17 protein-coding genes are annotated in these 20,357 nt (G+C 41.5%); 13 read left to right on the top strand and 4 right to left on the bottom strand.

Translation table 11 applies throughout. The annotated features are described in order from the left end of the window. Window positions 1–27: 27 nt before the first annotated feature. From PR800_RS09265 to PR800_RS09255, 3 genes are all read right to left on the bottom strand, one after another. Complete coding sequence (locus PR800_RS09265; RefSeq protein WP_102137541.1) at window positions 28–1,032, bottom strand: C4-dicarboxylate TRAP transporter substrate-binding protein; 1,005 nt, start codon at window positions 1,030–1,032, stop codon at window positions 28–30. 52 nt (window positions 1,033–1,084) lie between these two features. Then, entirely contained in the window at window positions 1,085–2,530 is a 1,446-nt protein-coding gene (locus PR800_RS09260) for a tagaturonate reductase (RefSeq protein WP_210847953.1), read from the bottom strand. Window positions 2,531–2,893: 363 nt separating this feature from the next. After that, a complete protein-coding gene (locus PR800_RS09255; RefSeq protein WP_102137543.1) occupies window positions 2,894–3,799 on the bottom strand; it encodes a GntR family transcriptional regulator in 906 nt (301 codons plus the stop codon). Between the two features lie 143 nt (window positions 3,800–3,942). Between PR800_RS09255 and PR800_RS09250 the strand changes: the two genes are divergently transcribed. Next, window positions 3,943–4,959 (top strand): zinc-binding alcohol dehydrogenase family protein, encoded by a 1,017-nt coding sequence (locus PR800_RS09250; protein WP_102137544.1) that lies wholly within the window; start codon window positions 3,943–3,945, stop codon window positions 4,957–4,959. An 85-nt stretch (window positions 4,960–5,044) separates the two neighbouring features. On the opposite strand, the gene suhB is transcribed toward PR800_RS09250, so the two are convergent. Beyond that, window positions 5,045–5,848, bottom strand: a complete 804-nt coding sequence (suhB, locus tag PR800_RS09245) for an inositol-1-monophosphatase (protein ID WP_102137545.1) — start codon at window positions 5,846–5,848, stop codon at window positions 5,045–5,047. 123 nt (window positions 5,849–5,971) lie between these two features. Here suhB and trmJ point away from each other — a divergent pair, with 123 nt between their 5' ends. The 12 genes from trmJ to PR800_RS09185 all read left to right on the top strand — a co-directional run bounded on the left by trmJ (window position 5,972) and on the right by PR800_RS09185 (window position 20,331). Further along, window positions 5,972–6,703 carry a tRNA (cytosine(32)/uridine(32)-2'-O)-methyltransferase TrmJ gene (gene trmJ / locus PR800_RS09240; RefSeq protein ID WP_272530621.1) on the top strand — a complete coding sequence of 244 codons (732 nt, stop codon included), beginning with the start codon at window positions 5,972–5,974 and terminating at the stop codon, window positions 6,701–6,703. 119 nt (window positions 6,704–6,822) lie between these two features. Continuing rightward, entirely contained in the window at window positions 6,823–7,320 is a 498-nt protein-coding gene (iscR, locus tag PR800_RS09235; protein ID WP_004264917.1) for a Fe-S cluster assembly transcriptional regulator IscR, read from the top strand. Window positions 7,321–7,441: 121 nt separating this feature from the next. Beyond that, window positions 7,442–8,656 carry an IscS subfamily cysteine desulfurase gene (locus PR800_RS09230; protein ID WP_004264915.1) on the top strand — a complete coding sequence of 405 codons (1,215 nt, stop codon included), beginning with the start codon at window positions 7,442–7,444 and terminating at the stop codon, window positions 8,654–8,656. Window positions 8,657–8,680: 24 nt separating this feature from the next. Continuing rightward, window positions 8,681–9,067 carry a Fe-S cluster assembly scaffold IscU gene (gene iscU / locus PR800_RS09225; protein ID WP_004264914.1) on the top strand — a complete coding sequence of 129 codons (387 nt, stop codon included), beginning with the start codon at window positions 8,681–8,683 and terminating at the stop codon, window positions 9,065–9,067. 201 nt (window positions 9,068–9,268) lie between these two features. Further along, window positions 9,269–9,592, top strand: coding sequence for an iron-sulfur cluster assembly protein IscA (iscA, locus tag PR800_RS09220; RefSeq protein ID WP_004264913.1), 324 nt, complete (start codon window positions 9,269–9,271; stop codon window positions 9,590–9,592). An 88-nt stretch (window positions 9,593–9,680) separates the two neighbouring features. After that, window positions 9,681–10,202: a co-chaperone HscB gene (hscB, locus tag PR800_RS09215; protein ID WP_195697441.1), complete on the top strand. Its 522-nt coding sequence runs from the start codon at window positions 9,681–9,683 to the stop codon at window positions 10,200–10,202. Window positions 10,203–10,214: 12 nt separating this feature from the next. After that, window positions 10,215–12,065: a Fe-S protein assembly chaperone HscA gene (hscA, locus tag PR800_RS09210; protein WP_195697440.1), complete on the top strand. Its 1,851-nt coding sequence runs from the start codon at window positions 10,215–10,217 to the stop codon at window positions 12,063–12,065. Between the two features lie 2 nt (window positions 12,066–12,067). After that, complete coding sequence (fdx, locus tag PR800_RS09205; protein ID WP_042844637.1) at window positions 12,068–12,403, top strand: ISC system 2Fe-2S type ferredoxin; 336 nt, start codon at window positions 12,068–12,070, stop codon at window positions 12,401–12,403. Window positions 12,404–12,741: 338 nt separating this feature from the next. Further along, window positions 12,742–12,942, top strand: coding sequence for a Fe-S cluster assembly protein IscX (gene iscX, locus PR800_RS09200; RefSeq protein WP_004912658.1), 201 nt, complete (start codon window positions 12,742–12,744; stop codon window positions 12,940–12,942). Between the two features lie 173 nt (window positions 12,943–13,115). Then, window positions 13,116–14,411 carry an aminopeptidase PepB gene (gene pepB, locus PR800_RS09195; protein WP_166267532.1) on the top strand — a complete coding sequence of 432 codons (1,296 nt, stop codon included), beginning with the start codon at window positions 13,116–13,118 and terminating at the stop codon, window positions 14,409–14,411. Between the two features lie 112 nt (window positions 14,412–14,523). Further along, window positions 14,524–14,976, top strand: a complete 453-nt coding sequence (locus PR800_RS09190; RefSeq protein ID WP_102137549.1) for an enhanced serine sensitivity protein SseB C-terminal domain-containing protein — start codon at window positions 14,524–14,526, stop codon at window positions 14,974–14,976. A 315-nt stretch (window positions 14,977–15,291) separates the two neighbouring features. Then, window positions 15,292–20,331 carry an alpha-2-macroglobulin family protein gene (locus PR800_RS09185; protein WP_272530620.1) on the top strand — a complete coding sequence of 1,680 codons (5,040 nt, stop codon included), beginning with the start codon at window positions 15,292–15,294 and terminating at the stop codon, window positions 20,329–20,331. Window positions 20,332–20,357: the final 26 nt, after the last annotated feature.

The raw sequence follows: 20,357 nt of genomic DNA, 5'->3' as shown, positions 1-20,357 counted from the left end.
GGCGGTGAGTACCGCCAAGTCATAGGGTTAATTATTAATAATATCTTGAGTTTGTTGATATAAGTTCGCAGACCATTCAGGGAACTCATTATAGAAAGGTTTAGATTTTTCTTTGAAGAGCGCTCTATCTACTTCAACAACCGTGACGCCTTCACTTTTCATTTTTTCAATAATTTCTTTTTCTTGTTGTAGGACTAGATCTGTTAAGAATTGCCCAGCTTCATTGCCTGATTCAACTAAAGCCTGTTGAATATTTTCGGGTAATTTATCATAAGTTTTACTGCCCATGACTAAGTTGGTCACGTTCTCTACATGGCCCGTTAGGATCAAGAACTTAGCTGCTTCATGGTGTTTTTGCCCATATAGCACTGGGATTGGGTTTTCTGCGCCATCAATAATTTTAAGATTAAGTGCAGTATAAACTTCAGCTAAAGGTAATGGTGTGGGTGTGGCACCCATTGCCTCTAAACCTTTAATTTGAATTTTATTATTGGGAACGCGAATTTTTAAACCTTTTAGGTCATCTGGGGTTTGGATCATTTTATTGGCTAAAATATGGCGTGAACCATATAGCCAATCTTTAGAAACGACATGAAGGCCTTTTTTATCTAATTGTTGTTCTAAAGAACCATACCAAGGCGAGGCGTTCAATTTAAAAATATCTTTATAAGATAGCCCTAAATATGGTCCAAACATAATGCCGTAATCAGGTACATAATCAGAGAAGAAGGCACCATCCGCTAAAGTAATTAATGGGCTACCTAACTTCATTTGTTCGATGACATCTTTTTTAGAACCTAATTGCGAACTTGGATAAGGGATTAATTCACCTTCACCATTGGTTTTTTCATTGAATTTTTTTGCCCATTCGTGGATAGCTAAGTCAAATGGCTCTCCGGGGTTATTTTCATAAGCAACTTTTAGCTTATATTTAGCATCTGCAAATGCTGCTCCTGTCATGCTGCCCATTAATAGCATTGTGCTGAGTGTTAAGCTAAGAAGTGTTTTTCCGTTTAATGTGCTCAGTTTCATAAATGTATCTCCTGTAGGGGGATTTATTGTTTTAAGTATTTATTATTTCTTTCTAACAAACGTATTTTTTGCGTAGCATTGATTCTGTACCATTACTCAGAATTTCAGTAACTTTCTGGCTCACATCATCCTGTAATTTCGGTATTTCGTTGAGGTCTAATCCCCATAAATCAGACATCGCTAGCACATTTTCAGTAAGTTGTTTTACATTTGAGTCATAGAGTTCATTCCAAGCTTTAAAGCGTTCCAGTAAATAATCATCATCATTTAAAGGAATGATTTTCCCAGCCTGCTCTCCTCGGTAGAAAACAATCAACGCAGCAAGTGAAAATGAAATGCAATAAGGGATTTTATTGTATTGATTAACGTAAGAGATTAATTGGGGTAATAAGCGAGTTTTAAATTTAGTTAGTGAGTTAAGCGAAATTGAGATTAATTCATGTTCTATATATGGGTTATTAAAACGGTCAATCACTGCGGAAGCAAAAGCTGCGAGCTCCGAAGGGCTTTGAGATAAAACAGGAATAACTTCATTATCAATTAAATCTTTAATGAAAGATAAGAAAATGGGGTTGGTAGTGACATCACGAACAGTTCTAATGCCTGCTAAGTAAGCAACGGGGACCATCGCAGTGTGTGCACCATTCAAAATTGCCACTTTACGCTCTTTATAGGGTTTTATATCGTCGACAACTTTGATATTTAATGGTAATTCATTTAGTTTTAGTTTTTGCTCTAATACTTTTGGTCCTTGAATGACAAACAAATAGAAATATTCAGCTGTGACGAGAAAATCGTCTTTATAACCTAATTCTTTTTCTAGTTTTTCAATTTCATTTTTTGGATAGCCAGTAACAATTCTATCGACTAACGTAGAACAAAACGTATTACTGTCATTTAGCCAAGCAATAAAATCTGCGGGAAGTTTCCAGTCTTGCGCATGTTTATTCACAAATTCTTGTAACTTGTCGCCATTATAGTCAATTAACTCACATGGGATGATGATTAACCCTTTACTGTTATCGCCATTAAAATATTGAAAGCGGTGAAATAAAAATTGCGTAAGTTTAGCCGGGAAACTACTTGCCGGTGCATCTTCTAGGCGTACATCGTGCTTATATACGATCCCTGCTTCAGTTGTGTTAGAGAATACCCATTGCAAGTCAGGATTTTCTGCACACTTTAAAAATTTATCATATTCAGAGTAAATAAGTATTTCACGATTAACGGAATTAATTATTCTTATATTAGAAACGCTTTGTTTTTGTTCATTAATTCCCCTGGTGATGGCGGTATAAAGTCCATTTTGTTGATTAATTGAGGGATGTGATGAGTCAATTGGCCTAACAATAGTAATCCCACTATTGAAGTCTGTTTTTTCATTCAGTTGGTCAACCATCCAGTCGATAAAAGCACGTAGAAAATTACCTTCTCCGAATTGTAGAATTCTTTCTGGGTATTGCTTGTTAGCCATTGACTGTCGATTTAAGTAATCCATGACCATTCCTCTAGTTATTATGTGTATTAATCATCTGGTGTTGACTCAGACTAGAAGTATTTTTTTCTATGGACTATTAATTGAATCAATTTTGTGGAATGAATGGCTTTTTGATGTTTTTAATGTGTTTTTTATCAGTTAAAAACAGACAGGTTATTGATGGATTAAATGTGTTTAATAAGTATTTATTTTAATTAATTGAAAAATAACAAATATTTTAGGTTGTTATAATTTTGAATAATAATAATTTTATAATTGAGTTGTTTTTTTACTAAAAAATTCAGGTTTTATTTGATGTGTACAATTATCGAGAAAATGAAATACTGTTGTTGGCCATCCATTGGCCTGGCATGTTGGTGCTATTTATTCATAAGTTTGTTGTATGGAATTGATCATCGTTCGTTTAGCGGTATCTAAATGGTGACGAAGTTCATTCATCGCAACAATGTCATTACGGCTAATTAAAGCACTTAAAATGGTCATATGTTCTTCAATTGCCAGTACATTTCTTTCTTTTAAGTCAGATTCATCCCACTGGTATTGAAAGTGAAATATCACAGTGATGATTTCAAGAGACTGATTAAAAAATGGGTTGTTGGCACCCGATAAAATAAGGCTATGTAGCTCATAATCGAGTTGGGAAAAGTCGCGGTAATTGATAGTCACCGTTTCGCGCAGTGTTCTATGCTTGAGTAATAGCTCTTTCGCTAAAATCCAACGATGGTCATCTGCGGGTAAATTTAAAAAGTGAGTAAGGGCGTTGGTTTCCAGTAATTCTCTGAACTCAAAAAGTTTTTCTGCATATTCACGTGAAAACTTCATCATATGCCAATTTCCTCGGTGGGTGTTTTTAATTAACCCATAACGAGAAAACTCCACTAAAAACTCTCGGACAACGCTAGAGCTCACATGGCTTTTTTTCGCCAATTGTAACTCAGTAAAAGTATCTCCAGGCATCAACTCTTTGCGTTTTATCATTTGGTAAAACGCTTTTTCGAATAAGACGATTTGTTGATCTGGAAGGCTTGACTCAACTGGGAAAAAATCAGTTTTATTGGGATAGCGAATGACATGGTATTCATTCCCTTGTTTTTCAATGATTTTCTTTTCTAGTAAATATTCAAGGGTATGTCTAACGGTGGTTCGACTGATATTAAACATTTCCGCTAAAGAAGATTGTGATGGGAAGGGAGACGTTAATAAATTTTTATGAATCGCATCTAAAAATTCGTTAATTGACCCATAACGTATATTTTTACTCCTTACCATTTAATGCCCCCTTAAGCTGTTTTTTATTCTTTAAAGACCGATTTAAAACCGATTTAAAAACATTTAATCACAAAATTTGGTTGCTAAGTATCTAGTCTATGTTTTTTAAATTAAAAAAGACAGATAAATTGATGGAGGGAAATATGAAACAATTGATTTGCCAAGAACCTAAAAAATTAGTCTACCAAGAAGTCGCTGAACCTACAGCTCAAGTTGGGCACGTAAAAATAAAAATACATGCAGTTGGAATATGTGGAACTGATATTCACGCATGGGGAGGAAATCAGCCATTTTTCCAGTATCCACGTGTATTAGGCCATGAAATTTCTGGAACTATTTGTGAGGTTGGTTCTGATGTCACTCAATGGAAAGTAGGGCAACGTGTTGCCGTGATGCCTTATGTGGCTTGCTATGAGTGTGGGGCTTGCAAAAGTGGTAAAACAAATTGCTGTGAAAAAATTTCGGTGATTGGTGTTCATGAAGATGGTGGTTTTTGTGAGTTCTTAAACGTCCCACAAAACAATGTGTTAGCCATTGCGGATACCGTTACTGATATTGATGGGGCGTTAATTGAACCTTTTTCGATTAGTGCTCATGCCGTGAGGCGTGCACAAGTTAAGCCTCAAGATACTGTTCTAGTCGTAGGGGCGGGTCCGATAGGGCTTGGTGTCGCTGCGATTGCTAAAGCGGACGGTGCTAACGTATTAGTTGCTGATACCAGTGAGGCACGTCGCCAACATGTTGAAAAGGTATTAGGTTTAAAAACGTGTGACCCAGCGGCTGAAAACTACTTATCAAGTATTGAAAGCCATTTTTCAGGCATGCTTGCAGAGAAAGTCATTGATGCAACGGGGAACCAACACGCAATGAACACTGCAGTGAATTTAATTCGTCATGGCGGTTTGATCGTGTTTGTTGGGCTATTTAAAGGTAATTTATCGTTTCCAGACCCTGATTTTCATAAGAAAGAAACAACAATGATGGGGAGTCGTAATGCAACGCTTGAAGATTTTAATAAAGTTGCAAGGTTGATGGCGGAAGGGAAACTCGCGAGTGAAATGATGCTAACTCATCAATTTGATTTTAATTCTATTGGTGATAGTTATGAGCAAGACGTGATTAATAACCGTGAGCTAATTAAAGGTGTTATCTTATTTTAATACACATCAAGCCATTTAATCAGTAAAAAACACCCACACAAAACAGTCGAATTGTGTGGGTGTGAAAATTCAATAAGTTACCGGATTAACGTTTTAATGATTCCGATAATTCATTTTTCATGACAGACAGTATGTCTCTAACAACGCGTGGGCTACCTGCGACTAAGTTACCAGATGCGATGTAATTATGGCCGCCAATAAAGTCAGTCATAATACCGCCAGCTTCACGCATGATCAGCTCACCACCTAAGAAGTCCCAAGGTTTTAAGCCAATTTCAAAGAATGCATCAACACGACCGGAAGCAACATAGCATAGGTCTAATGCGGCAGAACCCGTACGACGGAAATCAGCACATTTGTCGAACATTGCAGTCATGATATTCATATATACCGCAGCGTGTTGTTTTTGTTTGAAAGGGAAACCTGTCGCAACGATAGCGCCATCAAGGTCGCGTTTTTCATCGATACGAATACGATAACCGTTAAGCTGAGCGCCTTGTCCACGTACTGCGCTAAATAATTCATTACGCATTGGGTCGTAAACAACAGCAACTTCTGTACGGCCTTTAACGCGTACAGCGATAGAGACAGAAAAATGAGGGAGGCGTTTTGTGAAGTTGGTAGTGCCATCCAGTGGATCGATTACCCATTGAATATCATCATCTTTACCAATTAACTCACCACTTTCTTCAGTGATAATCGTGTGGTCTGGATATGACTTGCGGATGATTTCAATAATTAGCTGCTCAGATTCATGGTCAACGTTAGTAACGAAATCGTTAGTGCCTTTCTGAGTGACTTTGATATTGCTAGGCATTTCATAGTTTTTAGCTATGTGATTACCGGCCTTACGTGCTGCACGTATGGCGATGTTAAGCATCGGATGCATGGGCTTTTTCCACTGGAATGTTAAAGAACGAAAAACTTGAGTGCCGAAGTATATAGATGTTCGTCACAATAAGCAATTTTGTGTTAAGCTATTGCGATAATTTTTTCATGAAACGTATAAACCATGTTAGATAATATCCGTATTGTTCTTGTTGAGACCTCACACACTGGTAATATGGGCTCAACGGCCCGCGCAATGAAAACCATGGGGCTTTCTAATCTCTATCTTGTTAATCCTCTTGTTGAACCAGACTCACACTCTATTGCGCTTTCTGCGGGGGCGAGTGATGTTATTGGTAATGCAACAATCGTTAAAACCCTCGATGAAGCCTTAGAAGGTTGTAAGTTAGTGATCGGCACCAGTGCTCGTTCTCGCACCTTATCTTGGCCAATGGTTGAGCCGCGTAAATGTGGCGTTAAATCTGTAGAGCAATCGAAGGAATCTCCCGTTGCTATCGTTTTTGGTCGCGAGCGAGTGGGTTTGACCAACGAAGAACTACAAAAATGTCAGTATCATTTATATATCCCCACGAACCCAGAATACGGCTCTTTGAATTTAGCGATGGCGGTTCAACTGGTGAGTTATGAGATACGCATGGCGTATCTTTCAATGGATGAAAAAAATACGGTAATTTCAACAGATGATGAGGTAGAATACCCGCCATCTGAAGACGTTGAGCGTTTTTATGTTCACCTTGAAAGCGTGTTGAATGAATCGGGTTTTATTCGTAAAGCACACCCTGGCTTAATTATGAATAAGTTACGTCGGTTATTCACACGTGCACATATTGAAACCCAAGAGTTACATATCCTGCGGGGTATTTTAACGTCAATGGAAAAATGGGCGAAAAAGTGAGGCGAAATCCACGGTAAAAACAGGCAAATAATACTTGAGTAAATTAGTCAGGTAAATAGTTGACTAAATTACTCAGGAATGTCACAATCTGACCATAATTTACCATGGAGTAATATGTTATGAGACTCACTTCCAAAGGGCGTTACGCAGTAACTGCGATGTTAGATGTCGCATTACACTCTCAGTCAGGTCCAGTGCCTTTAGCTGATATTTCTGAACGTCAGGGGATTTCCCTCTCTTATCTTGAGCAACTTTTTTCTCGTTTACGTAAAAACGAGTTGGTTTCGAGTGTGCGCGGTCCAGGCGGTGGTTATTTGCTTGGTAGAGACGCAGACCAAATCTTTGTTGCTGAAGTAATCGCTGCGGTAGATGAATCTGTTGACGCCACCCGCTGTCAGGGTAATAAAGAAGGTTGCCAAAATGGCGACCGCTGCTTAACTCACGCATTATGGCGTGATTTAAGCGATAGAATTACAAGTTTCCTTAGCAGCATTAGCCTTGATGAACTGGTTAAAAACCAAGAAGTCATGGTTGTTGCTGATAGACAAGATAACGAACAGCGTAAAACCATGCCTAATGGGATTACACCTGAATCGATTATCAATGTACGTGCTTAAAAATATTAAAAAAATTGCAGTCGGTACACCTCGGTGAGTTGTTAGACGAAGAGCTAATTTCCGCCATTTGTATCTTTAAAAATTAAAGGCAAGTTACCTTGTCCTTTGGAGTAAGTGAGCAATGAAATTACCAATTTATCTTGATTATTCAGCAACAACACCGGTTGACCCGCGTGTGGCTGAAAAAATGATGCAATGTTTAACAATGGATGGGAACTTTGGTAACCCAGCGTCCCGTTCTCATCGTTTCGGCTGGCAAGCGGAAGAAGCGGTAGATATTGCTCGCAATCAAATCGCCGAATTAGTGGGCGCTGACCCACGTGAAATCGTGTTTACTTCAGGCGCAACTGAGTCTGATAACTTAGCGATTAAAGGCGCTGCTAATTTCTATAAAAAGAAAGGCAACCACATTATTACCTGTAAAACGGAACATAAAGCCGTTTTAGATACCTGCCGCCAATTAGAGCGTGAAGGTTTTGAAGTGACTTACTTGTCACCGCAAAGCAACGGTTTAATTGCTATGCAAGACCTACAAGACGCTATCCGTGAAGACACCATTTTAATTTCTATTATGCATGTTAATAATGAAATTGGTGTGGTGCAGGATATCGAAGCTATTGGTGAATTATGCCGTAGTAAAGGGATTATTTTCCACGTTGACGCAACTCAAAGCGTGGGCAAATTGCCCATCGACCTGAATGCGTTAAAAGTTGATTTAATGTCATTTTCTGCGCACAAACTCTATGGCCCAATGGGTATTGGGGCACTGTATGTCCGTCGTAAACCACGTGTTCGCCTTGAAGCACAACAGCACGGTGGTGGTCATGAGCGCGGTATGCGTTCTGGGACATTACCTGTACACCAAATCGTTGGTATGGGCGAAGCTTACCGTATTGCCAAAGAAGAAATGGCTGCGGAATCTGAACGCTTACGCGGTTTACGGTTACGTTTGTGGAACGGCATTAAAGATATCGAAGAAGTTTACCTCAATGGTGATTTAGAACACGGTGCGCCGCACATTCTGAACGTCAGCTTCAACTATGTTGAAGGTGAATCACTGATGATGTCATTAAAAGATTTGGCTGTATCTTCAGGTTCTGCATGTACTTCTGCAAGCCTAGAACCTTCTTATGTACTGCGCGCTTTAGGGATGAATGATGAGCTGGCACATAGCTCAATCCGTTTCTCTTTAGGTCGTTTCACGACAGAAGAAGAAATTGACTATGCAATCAAAATGATTCATGGCGCAATTGGCCACTTACGCGAGCTGTCTCCTTTATGGGAAATGTTCAAAGACGGCGTAGATCTTAACAGCATCGAATGGTCTCACCATTAATCAGACGGTTTCAGGAGTTTAAAAATGGCTTACAGTGAAAAAGTTATCGATCATTATGAAAACCCACGTAACGTTGGTTCGTTTGACAACAGCGACCCAAGCGTCGGTAGCGGTATGGTAGGTGCACCTGCCTGTGGTGACGTCATGAAATTACAGATTAAAGTAAATGATGACGGCATTATTGAAGATGCACGTTTTAAAACTTATGGTTGCGGTTCAGCAATTGCATCAAGTTCACTGGTGACTGAGTGGATGAAAGGCAAAAGTTTGGATGAAGCGGAGTCAATCAAAAATACAGCAATTGCAGAAGAGTTAGAATTACCACCAGTGAAAATTCACTGTTCAATTCTAGCGGAAGATGCAATTAAAGCTGCTATTGCTGATTACAAAAGCAAACGCCAAAGCAAATAAGTTTTTAATCAGTCTATAGGGCAACCCATATTAATAAATAACAACAAGTTATCGTCCTATAACTGGAACAATACTCTCGCCATCTAGGCTAAACATCGCTGAGTTTCTTAGCTTAGAAATCGGGTGGGTATAAAATAATTTGAAGGCGGATGCGACTCATGAGTAGCATCTGCCTTGTTTGTTTCTAAAGTGAGGTTTGCAATGTCTATTTCTCTTACAGAAAGTGCTGCGCAGCGTATTCAATCCTTTCTGCAAAATCGTGGAAAAGGCGAAGGCTTGCGTTTAGGTGTAAGAACTTCAGGTTGTTCAGGAATGGCTTATGTTCTTGAATTCGCCGATATAATCAATGAAGAAGACACAGTTTTTGAAGATAAAGGCGTGAAGGTCATCGTCGATGGCAAGAGCATTGTTTATCTTGATGGTACTGAGCTGGATTTCGTTAAAGAAGGCTTAAACGAAGGGTTTAAATTTAATAACCCTAACGTCAATAGTGAATGCGGATGCGGTGAAAGTTTTCACGTATAATGCGTTCAATTAAGCCTAATTTTCGGCCAATCTCACTAGTTTTAGCTTATTAGTGGTATTGGTAACCGGTTCGAGAAACTGAGCACTTATGGATTACTTTACTCTTTTTGGGTTGACCCCCACTTATGCCATCGATAGCGAACAACTGACGTTACGTTTTCAAGACTTACAGCGTCAATACCATCCTGACCGTTTTGCTACCTGTTCTGAACAGGAAAAAATGCAAACACTGCAAAAAGCAGCAACCATTAATGCTGCCTACCAAGCCCTTCGTCATCCGCTAAAACGTGCGGAATATATGCTTTCATTGCATGGTTTTGATATTAATAACGAACAACATACTATGCATGACACGGCATTTTTGATGGAGCAGCTTGAGCTACGTGAAGAGTTAGACAATATTGAGAACAGTGATGATGCACTTGATCTGTTGGCTAAATTTATGCAAAACGTTAAACAAATGCAGCAAGCACGAAGTGCCCTGATGGTGACAGAACTGGATGCCATGGAGTGGGAAAAAGCCGCTGATACAGTACGTAAACTACGTTTTCTCGATAAGCTTCAGCAGCAAGCGGAGCAACTCGAAGAACGATTACTAGATGAATTTTAAGAGAAAACGATTATGGCGTTACTACAAATCAGCGAACCCGGCATGACCGCAGCTCCGCATCAACGTAAATTAGCAGCAGGGATTGACCTCGGAACTACGCATTCTTTAATTGCCACCGTCAGAAGTGGTGAAGCCGCGGTTTTACCTGACAACCAAGGTCGCTTTTTATTACCATCGATTGTTAATTATCAATCCGAAAGCAAATTAGTGGGATGGGATGCGAAGCAACGTGCTGAGCAAGACCCCGTTAATACCATCATTTCTGTGAAACGTATGATGGGGCGCTCTCTAACCGATATTCAAAAACGTTATCCTGACTTGCCATATCAACTGAGCGCGAGCGAAAACGGTTTGCCATTTATTCAAACCGCGGCTGGCCAAGTCGACCCAATCCAAGTGTCTTCTGACATTCTAAGAACATTAGCAAAACGTGCAGAAGAAACCTTAGCGGGGGAAATGGATGGCGTAGTGATCACGGTTCCTGCTTATTTCGATGATGCTCAGCGTCAAGGTACGAAAGATGCGGCTCGTCTTGCAGGCTTACATGTATTACGTTTGCTGAATGAACCGACTGCCGCCGCGATTGCTTACGGATTAGATTCAGGGCAAGAAGGGGTGATCGCGGTATATGATTTAGGCGGTGGGACTTTTGATGTGTCCATTTTGCGCCTGAGCCGTGGAGTCTTCGAGGTGTTGGCGACGGGGGGCGACACAGCACTTGGTGGTGATGACTTTGACCAAGTATTGGCTCAGTGGATTGCTGAGCAGGCAGGCGTTTCATTACAAGGCGATCACCATTTAAATCGTCAGTTATTAAATGTGGCGACAGAAACGAAAATTGCCTTAAGTGCATCTGAAGTTGCGACGATCACCCTTGGTGATTGGCAAGGTGAAATTCAACGTGAACAGTTTGAAGCACTTATTGAAACTCATGTTAAACGCACTTTAATGGCTTGTCGTCGTGCATTGAAAGATGCAGGTGTTGAAGCGCAAGAGGTACTGAACGTTGTTATGGTCGGTGGCTCGACTCGCGTGCCATTAGTACGCCAAAAAGTCGGGGAGTTTTTCGGTAAATCACCTCTGACATCCATCGACCCAGATAAAGTCGTAGCGATTGGCGCCGCCATTCAAGCGGATATCTTAGTAGGGAACAAACCCGACAGCGAAATGTTGTTATTGGACGTGATCCCGTTATCCCTTGGCCTAGAGACCATGGGGGGATTGGTTGAAAAAGTGATCCCGCGTAATACGACGATCCCAGTTGCTCGTGCTCAAGAATTTACCACATTTAAAGATGGGCAAACGGCGATGAGCGTTCATGTGGTGCAAGGTGAACGTGAAATGGTAGCAGATTGTCGTTCATTAGCTCGCTTTACCTTGCGTGATATTCCTGCAATGGCAGCTGGTGGTGCGCATATTCGTGTGACTTTCCAAGTGGATGCGGATGGGCTATTAAGTGTTAGCGCTATGGAGAAATCCACGGGTGTAGAAGCCTCTATTCAAGTTAAGCCATCATATGGGTTAACGGATAATGAAATTTCAAACATGATTAAAGATTCAATGACTAACGCGCAAGATGACTTAAATGCGCGCCGCCTAGCGGAGCAAAAAGTTGAAGCAGCAAGAGTGCTTGAAAGTTTAACGAGCGCATTAGCCCAAGATGGCAATTTACTGACGCCAGAAGAAGAGTCAGGAATTGATAATGCGGTCAATGAGTTAATTAAAGCGGTTGAGGGTACAGACCCAATCGCAATTGAAAATGCCATTAAACAACTGGATAAGCAATCGCAGGAGTTTGCCGCGCGTCGTATGGATACCTCCATTCGCCAAGCGTTGTCAGGCCATTCTGTGGATGAGATATAATTATGCCTAAAATAGTTTTTTTACCTCATAGTGATTTATGTCCAGACGGTGCGGTTGTCGAAGCACAAGAAGGCGAATCTATTTTAAATGTTGCACTACGCAGCGGTATTGAGCTTGAGCACGCCTGTGAAAAATCCTGTGCTTGTACAACTTGTCATTGTATCGTTCGTGAAGGTTTTGACTCACTGGAAGAAAGTAGTGAACTCGAAGATGACATGCTAGACAAAGCATGGGGACTAGAGCCAGAAAGTCGTCTAAGTTGTCAGGCGCTGGTGACGGATGAGGATTTAGTGGTAGAGATACCAAAATATACTATCAATCACGCCCGCGAACACTGATTTTTGTCATACTTCACGCTGTAGCGTTGTTGGCTTCTTTCACTAACCCTAGTCACATACTTGTGTATGCTCCTAGGGATTAGCTCATTTGCCGCCTAGCTACAAGGTGAATTATTTAAAAAATCGAAGTGCTTGTTATGCATTGTCATACTTCACGCTGTAGCGTTGTTGGCTTCTTTCACTAACCCTAGTCACATACTTTTGTATGCTCCTAGGGATTAGCTCATTTGCCGCCTAGCTACACACAAACTATTTAGAGCATGACTAAAATTAGAGCACTGAATGACTTGTATGAAGTACATAAATGTCTCTGACAGATATAGATAAGAGAGGGTGTCGTGAGTTTAAAATGGTCAAATAGCCGTGAAATCGGAGAGGCACTGTATGACGCATTTCCCGATGTTGATCCAAAAACGGTGCGCTTTACCGATATGCACCAGTGGATTTGCGATTTAGAAGAATTTGATGATGATCCGCAAAAATCGAATGAAAAAATCCTAGAAGCGATTTTGTTAGTTTGGCTGGATGAATTCGAATAACGAGGGATTTATTCTAAAGACCGAGCGACTATTAGAAATAGTGCTCGGTTTTTTATTTTATATCAGCACTATAATGATATCCCTATTAGCATTTATCAGTTAAGGTAATGCCATCTGCTGACAGAATAAATGGGCTTTTGCTGTCTGCAAAAATAGACAAAGTGAGAAAAACGATGACAAAACAAATTATGCCAGTAATGATTTCTTGTGAGCCAGCTGCACCTTGTTGGGGCGAAGGCGCATTGTTAAGCTCTAGCGATAAAGGGATGACAATCCACCTGAAACATGCAGGTAAATTATGTGCAGTACAAAGCGCTGGCCGTAAATTAGATGGCCAAGGGATCCGCAATGTTGCTTTGGCTGGCGAAGGCTGGGATTTAGAAAAAAGCTGGGCATTTTGGCAAGGTTTTCGTGCACCAAAAGGGGCTAGAACGATTGAATGGCCTGTATTGCCAGAAGCGGATCGTAAAGAGTTAGAAAACCGTATTCGTACCATTGATTGGGTACGTGATGTCATTAATGCACCGGCAGAAGAGTTAGGGCCAGAGCAACTAGCACAACGCGCCATTGATTTACTCTGCACGGTGGGCGCACAAGATATTAGTTACCGTATTATTAAAGGTGATGATTTATTAGAACAAGGTTATACCGGTATTCATACGGTTGGTCGCGGTTCAAGTCGTCCACCGGTCTTTTTAGCGTTAGATTACAACCCAGGTGCGAACCCAAATGCCCCTGTTTTTGCTGCGTTAGTGGGTAAAGGTATTACCTTTGACTCAGGTGGCTATAGCATCAAACCTTCCTCTTCAATGAATTCAATGAAAGCGGATATGGGCGGTGCTGCAACATTAGCGGGTTCATTGGCATTGGCGATTTCGCGTGGCTTACAAAAACGCGTGAAAATGTTCCTGTGCATTGCTGACAATATGGTTAGCGGCAATGCATTCAAGTTGGGTGATATTATTCGTTACCGTAATGGTAAGTCCGTTGAAATTATGAATACAGATGCGGAAGGTCGTTTAGTACTAGCCGATGGCCTGATTGATGCGAGCAAAGAAAAACCAACGTTGATCATCGATGCAGCAACCTTGACAGGCGCAGCGAAAATGGCTGTGGGTAATGATTACCATTCAGTATTGAGCTTCGATGATAAGTTAGTCGCTGACTTAATGAATGCGTCAGATGCAGAGTTCGAATTATTTTGGCGTTTACCATTAGCTGAATTCCATCGCCAACAATTACCGTCAGGCTTTGCCGATTTAAACAACATTGCAGCGCCATCTCATACCGCGGGTGCAAGTACAGCAGCTGCCTTTTTATCGCACTTTGTTGAAAATTATCGTCAAAATTGGGTGCATATTGACTGCTCCGCGACTTACCGTAAATCCGCTGTTAGCTTATGGGCTGAGGGCGCAACGGGTACAGGTGTAAGAACATTGGCTAACTTATTAATCAGTAAATCAAAGTAGCGAATGTTTGATTGATAACAGGCACGGGAAGGTGACTTTTCGTGCCTATTTTTTTACCTTGACGTATTTGCGAGTATAATAAGCGATTCTTTTTAATAGCAGGGGATTGGCAATGTCGCAGCAATCGAATAATAACAGTTCCAACCAAGAAACTGAGATCCAATTTACTGAATTAACCGTGCCAAAAGGTTCATCACTTAAATTAAGTGTGTTAGAAGAACAGCCACAAGCCATTGTTGAGGCGCTGACTGAATTTTTTAAACAATACAAAGTGGTTAGACGCGGTTTTATGGTTTCCGCAATAGAGAACGATGACGCGCAAGAAACGCCTATCTTAATGATAGCATTGGAATTTACCGCAGGAGCGGAAAATATTGATACCATTATTCATGAGGCGGGAACACTTGCTTGTGAGTTCTTAGCTGATGACGAATCTATTGATTTTTGTGTGGTGAATGAAAATGAGCAAGGTGTTAGCCACTTTATTACTCAACACGTTCAACCTTTTTATCAGCGTCGTCTTGGTAGCTTCTTACGAGATACAATCCCAGTAAAAAATACCTAATAATTTCATGTATAGAGTGAGGAAAATACTTTTCTCACTCATAAAATGCATATTGGTCATTAATTAAATATATATTCTGCTTACTATTTAAAAAATATTATTTCATTTCTCTGTTTTTCTCTCCCATCATTTTTTCCGTTTTGTCTGATAGGTGTTCTTATTACATTCTGTTAAATTATATTGATAATTAAAACACTATCAGCAGCATTTATCTGTGTGTATTTTAAACGATTTAAACGTATATAGTGTGGTTTTAACCTTCTGTTAAAACCGTAAAAATAGAATACATTTTAACTAATTAAAGGGCGGGCGGTAATGAAACAACAATCAAGTTGGGCTTCATTGGCGGGTCTAAAAACCAAAAAACGTTATTTAGCACTTGCGTTAGCATCGGTCGTGGCATTGGCCGGTTGTGATAATGCAGATGAAACAACCAAAAATGAGCCAAATGTTTCAACAACAGCGCCAGAAAACCAAACCAAAACAGCGCCAGTTGCAGAACAGAAAAAAGTAGCACCGAAACTTTCCGCTGAAGAAATGGTAAAAAAATATGCAGGGAAAGATTTAACCATTTTGGATGCATCTGAATTACAACTTGATGGTGCAAGTGCCATGGTGGTGACATTCTCCGTGCCATTGCAAGCCAACCAAGACTTCGGCCAGTTTATTAACCTTATTGATGTTAAATCAGGAAAATTGGATGGAGCTTGGGAGCTGTCTGATAACCAGATGGAACTACGCTTCCGTCACCTTCCACCCTCTAAAGAATTAAATTTAACCATTAACCCAGGTATTAAAGCGGTTAATGAGCGTACAACGACCGACAGTTTTGAGAAAAAACTGACCACAGCACAAATTATCCCAACGGTTGGTTTTGCAAGTAAAGGCTCCTTATTACCGAGCAAGGTCGCCCAAGGCTTACCTGTGATAGCCTTGAACGTTGATAAAGTCGACGTCAATTTCTTCCGTGTAGATGAAAAGCAATTGCCACAATTTTTAGCGCAGTGGCAATATCGCAGTAATTATGAGTATTGGTATTCAGAAGAGTTTCTCGACAAAGTGGAGCTGGCTTATACCGGCCGCTTTGATTTAAACCCAGATAAAAATACCCGCCAAACCATTTTGCTGCCACTCAAAGATGTCAAAGAGTTGCAGCAAGATGGCGTATATTTGGCCATCATGCAAAAAGCAGGCAGCTATAGTTATCAATTCCCTGCGACCGTCTTCACATTGAGTGATATTGGTGTGTCACTACACAGTTACCAAGACCGTGTCGACATTTTCACCCAATCCTTAGCGAAAGGCTCCGCAATTAAAGGTGTTGAGCTGCGTATTTTGGATGAAAAAGGCCAGTTAGTGACAAAAGGCACGACAGATGGCGATGGTCATGCCCAGTTAGATAAATTAGCGGGTGGAAAATTATTACTGGCAACCCACGAAGGGCAAACCAGTATGATTGATTTAACTCAGCCTGCACTTGATTTATCTGAATTCGACATTTCAGGGCCGGAAGGCTACGCAAAACAATTTTTCACCTTTGGGCCTCGTGATTTATATCGTCCGGGTGAATTGCTACTGGTCAATGGTTTATTGCGTGATGGTGATGGTAATCCGGTTAAAACTCAACCAGTTAAAGTTGATGTATTAAAAACGGATGGGCAAGTGGTTCGTAGCTTTGTTTGGCAGCCGGAAGAAAACCAAAATGGGCTATATCAATATCAATTTGAAATCCCTAAAAATGCAGAGACAGGCGGTTGGTCACTGCGCTTTGATTTAGGTGATGGTTCGCCACTGCGTTATTACAAATTTAATGTTGAAGATTTCATGCCTGAACGTATGGCGCTAGAAATCGTTGGTAGCGATGTGCCGCGTTTAACTGATCAATCCGTGGATTTTGATATTCAAGGGCGTTATTTATATGGTGCGCCAGCGGCAGATAACCAGTTACAAGGCCAAATTGTGTTAAAGGCCAATCGTGAAGCGGTAGCAAAATTACCGGGCTTTGAATTTGGTGCTGTCAACGAAGAGGGTTTACCACGTAAGTTGGATGAGTTTGACCTGACGCTGGACAGCAACGGTGAAACGGTGATTTCAATTCCAAACAGTAATTGGAGTTCAACACGTTCACCGATTTCAGCTGTTTTACAAGCAAGTTTGCTTGAAGCAGGTGGCCGTCCAGTGACGCGTCGTGCTGAGCAAGCCATTTGGCCGGCGGAAAAATTGGTCGGTATTCGCCCATTATTTGCTAAGAAAGAAATTTATGATTACCGCACAGACCGTTATGTCAAACGCCATAATGTGGATGAAAACTCGCTTGCTGAGTTTGAATTAGTCATGGCAGATGCGGCGGGTAATAAACTGGCGGCAGAAAACTTAACAGCGCGTTTAGTGTACGAACGCCGTGATTATTACTGGAGTTGGTCTGAAAGTGGTGGCTGGTCTTCAAATTATGACCAAAAAGACCTCGTTATGGCGAATGAAAATATTGTCATCGCCAAAGACGGGACTGCGAAAGTGTCTTTCCCTGTGGATTGGGGCGCATTCCGCCTAGAAGTCGTCAACCCAGAAAATCAGCTCGTGTCGAGTGTCCAGTTCTGGGCAGGGTATTCATGGCAAGATAATACGGGGGGAAGTGGTTCAGTTCGCCCTGACCAAGTGAAACTTAGCCTAAATAAACCCGCGTACTTACCGGGTGAAAAAGCCAAAGTTCGCATTGAATCCCCTAAAGCAGGTAAAGGATATATATTGCTCGAGTCGAGTAATGGCCCACTGTGGTGGGAAGAAATCGACGTGCCAGAAAAGGGCTTAGACGTTGAAATTCCAGTCAATAAAGAGTGGGCTCGTCATGACCTCTACGTCTCAGCAGTTGTGGTTCGCCCAGGAGATGACTCTAAAGAAGCCACGGTGAAACGTGCGGTGGGTGTGTTGCATTTACCGATTGCAGATGAGAACCGTAAAATAGCGTTGGCTCTAACGACGCCAGACAAAATGCGTCCTAATCAAGACTTGACGGTAAAAATTAAAGCGACCGCACAAGACGGAAAACCATTACCTGAAAAAGTGAATGTGTTGTTATCAGCGGTAGATACTGGTGTATTGAATATCACGGATTTCAAAACTCCAGACCCGTATGACGCTTTCTTTGGCCGTAAGCGCTATAGTGTTGACCAATATGACGTTTATGGTCACTTAATTGAAGGCCAAGGTAAGGTTGCTAACCTGCGCTTTGGTGGTGACAGCGAAGAGGCGGCATTAGAGCGTGGTGGTATGAAGCCACTCACTGAAGTGCAAATTATTGCTGAGCAGGCTAAGCCTGTCACATTAAATAAAGATGGTGAGGGTGAAATTAGCCTTGCTATCCCTGATTTTAATGGCGAACTCCGCGTGATGGCGCAAGCATGGAATGAAAAAGAGTTCGGCCATGCAGATAGCAAAGTGATTGTCGCGGCACCATTAGTGACACAAATGTCGATGCCACGATTTATGGCTGGCGGTGATAAGTCTTACCTTGCACTTGATTTGACCAATATGACGGATAACACGCAGAATGTGACCGTCAACTTCAAGGCATCAGGAATGGTGAAACTTGATGGTGTCAGTAGCCGTGAGTTAGCGTTACCGAAAGGCAAACGCACCACGATTAACTTACCGGTCAAAGCAGACTACGGCTTTGGTGAAGGCGAAGTGTCGATGACCATTAATGGCATTAACATTCAAGGCGAAGCCAATAAAGATTACAGCAACAGTTGGAAAGTTGGCGTTCGTCCGGCACAACCGGCAGAAACCGTTTCGTTTGCAACCGCTATTGAGCCAGGTACCTCATGGGCACTGCCAATTAACCAGATTGCGGGCCTACAACCAGATACCATTGAAGGGCAAGTGCTATTAACGAGCCGTCCACCGTTAGATGTTTCTCGTTATATTAGAGAGTTATTTGCTTACCCATATGGTTGCTTGGAGCAAACTATCAGCGGGTTATATCCATCATTATTCTCAACTCAAGCTGAGCTGAATAAGATAGGGATTAAAACGCAGACGGATGCAGACCGCCATAAAGCGATTGAAATTGGTATTCCGCATTTGTTAAGTATGCAACGTAATGATGGCGGTTTCTCGTTATGGGATAGAAACGGCCGCGAAGAGTATTGGTTAACCGCATATGCAGCGGATTTCTTGAATAAAGCGAATCAACGTGGGTTTACGGTTCCCCAAGAAGCTATCAGTAACGCAAACACGCGCTTATTGAGCTATTTACAAGATGGCAACCAAATCAATTATCCTTATACGGAAAATCAGGCAGGCGCGCGTTTCGCAACCCAAGCTTATGCAGGCTTAGTATTGGCGTCACAGCAAAAAGCACCTCTAGGTGCATTACGTCAACTTTATAACCAAAGAGATCATGCCGCGAGTGGCTTACCACTTGTTCAGTTAGGCGTTGCGTTGAACTTGATGGGGGATAAATCACGTGGTGAGAGCGCGGTGATTGACGGGCTGAAAAAACAGCGTAATCGCTACAGTTATGTCGGGGATTACGGCTCAGTGATCCGTGACGATGCGATGATTGTTGCGCTGTTAAATGAATATAATTTAATGCCAAAATCGCGCGACCAAAAACTGCAAACTTTGTCTAATAATTTGACTTCTCAACGTTATTTCTCGACACAAGAGAGCAACGCGTTGTACTTAGCGGGCCGTTTCTACTTAAATGAAAGTGAAGCTCCATGGAAAGCAACGATTAATGGCCAAGAACCTCCGATGGTTTCAGATAAACCTGTGAGTGAGTTCCTGAGTAAAGGCCAATTAGAAACAGGCTATAGCATCGAAAACAGTGGAACCAATACCCTGTATACACGCTTAAACGTAGTGGGGTATCCGCAACATTCACCGAAACCAAGTTCGAACGTATTAGGTATCAGCCGTAGTTACTATGATATGAAAGGCAATCGCATTTCATTAGATAGATTAAGAAGCGGTGAAATGGTGGTGGTTAAGCTGGAAGTTCAGGCATCCCAAAGTGTGCCAGATGCGCTAGTGGTTGACTTGCTGCCAGCGGGCTTAGAACTAGAAAACCAAAATTTAGCGAACAGTAGCGCTAATTTGAGTGAATCTGCACCGAACCTGCAAGAACTGATTGATGATATGCAACAATCACAAATTCGCCATATGGAATACCGTGATGACCGTTTTGTGGCTGCCGTTGAAGTACAGCAATATCGACCAACGACATTAGTCTACTTAGCGCGGGCAGTGACACCGGGTGTGTATAGCATTCCAGTACCACAAGTTGAATCAATGTATGTCCCTGACTGGCGTGCGACTGGCTATTCTGATGGCCAATTAGAAATCGTTCGTTAATCTCCTCTTAAAGCCCTTATATTAAT

It is taken from the genome of Providencia sp. PROV205 (assembly GCF_028479505.1).
Classification (GTDB): domain Bacteria; phylum Pseudomonadota; class Gammaproteobacteria; order Enterobacterales; family Enterobacteriaceae; genus Providencia; species Providencia huaxiensis.
This window is presented reverse-complemented; position numbering and strand designations above follow the sequence as displayed.

Coding starts and splice junctions, on each gene's coding strand:
- PR800_RS09265 (WP_102137541.1), bottom strand. CDS start 1,032: ATGAAACTGAGCACATTAAACGGAAAAACACTTCTTAGCTTAACACTC.
- PR800_RS09260 (WP_210847953.1), bottom strand. CDS start 2,530: ATGGATTACTTAAATCGACAGTCAATGGCTAACAAGCAATACCCAGAA.
- PR800_RS09255 (WP_102137543.1), bottom strand. CDS start 3,799: ATGGTAAGGAGTAAAAATATACGTTATGGGTCAATTAACGAATTTTTA.
- PR800_RS09250 (WP_102137544.1), top strand. CDS start 3,943: ATGAAACAATTGATTTGCCAAGAACCTAAAAAATTAGTCTACCAAGAA.
- suhB (WP_102137545.1), bottom strand. CDS start 5,848: ATGCATCCGATGCTTAACATCGCCATACGTGCAGCACGTAAGGCCGGT.
- trmJ (WP_272530621.1), top strand. CDS start 5,972: ATGTTAGATAATATCCGTATTGTTCTTGTTGAGACCTCACACACTGGT.
- iscR (WP_004264917.1), top strand. CDS start 6,823: ATGAGACTCACTTCCAAAGGGCGTTACGCAGTAACTGCGATGTTAGAT.
- PR800_RS09230 (WP_004264915.1), top strand. CDS start 7,442: ATGAAATTACCAATTTATCTTGATTATTCAGCAACAACACCGGTTGAC.
- iscU (WP_004264914.1), top strand. CDS start 8,681: ATGGCTTACAGTGAAAAAGTTATCGATCATTATGAAAACCCACGTAAC.
- iscA (WP_004264913.1), top strand. CDS start 9,269: ATGTCTATTTCTCTTACAGAAAGTGCTGCGCAGCGTATTCAATCCTTT.
- hscB (WP_195697441.1), top strand. CDS start 9,681: ATGGATTACTTTACTCTTTTTGGGTTGACCCCCACTTATGCCATCGAT.
- hscA (WP_195697440.1), top strand. CDS start 10,215: ATGGCGTTACTACAAATCAGCGAACCCGGCATGACCGCAGCTCCGCAT.
- fdx (WP_042844637.1), top strand. CDS start 12,068: ATGCCTAAAATAGTTTTTTTACCTCATAGTGATTTATGTCCAGACGGT.
- pepB (WP_166267532.1), top strand. CDS start 13,116: ATGACAAAACAAATTATGCCAGTAATGATTTCTTGTGAGCCAGCTGCA.
- PR800_RS09190 (WP_102137549.1), top strand. CDS start 14,524: ATGTCGCAGCAATCGAATAATAACAGTTCCAACCAAGAAACTGAGATC.
- PR800_RS09185 (WP_272530620.1), top strand. CDS start 15,292: ATGAAACAACAATCAAGTTGGGCTTCATTGGCGGGTCTAAAAACCAAA.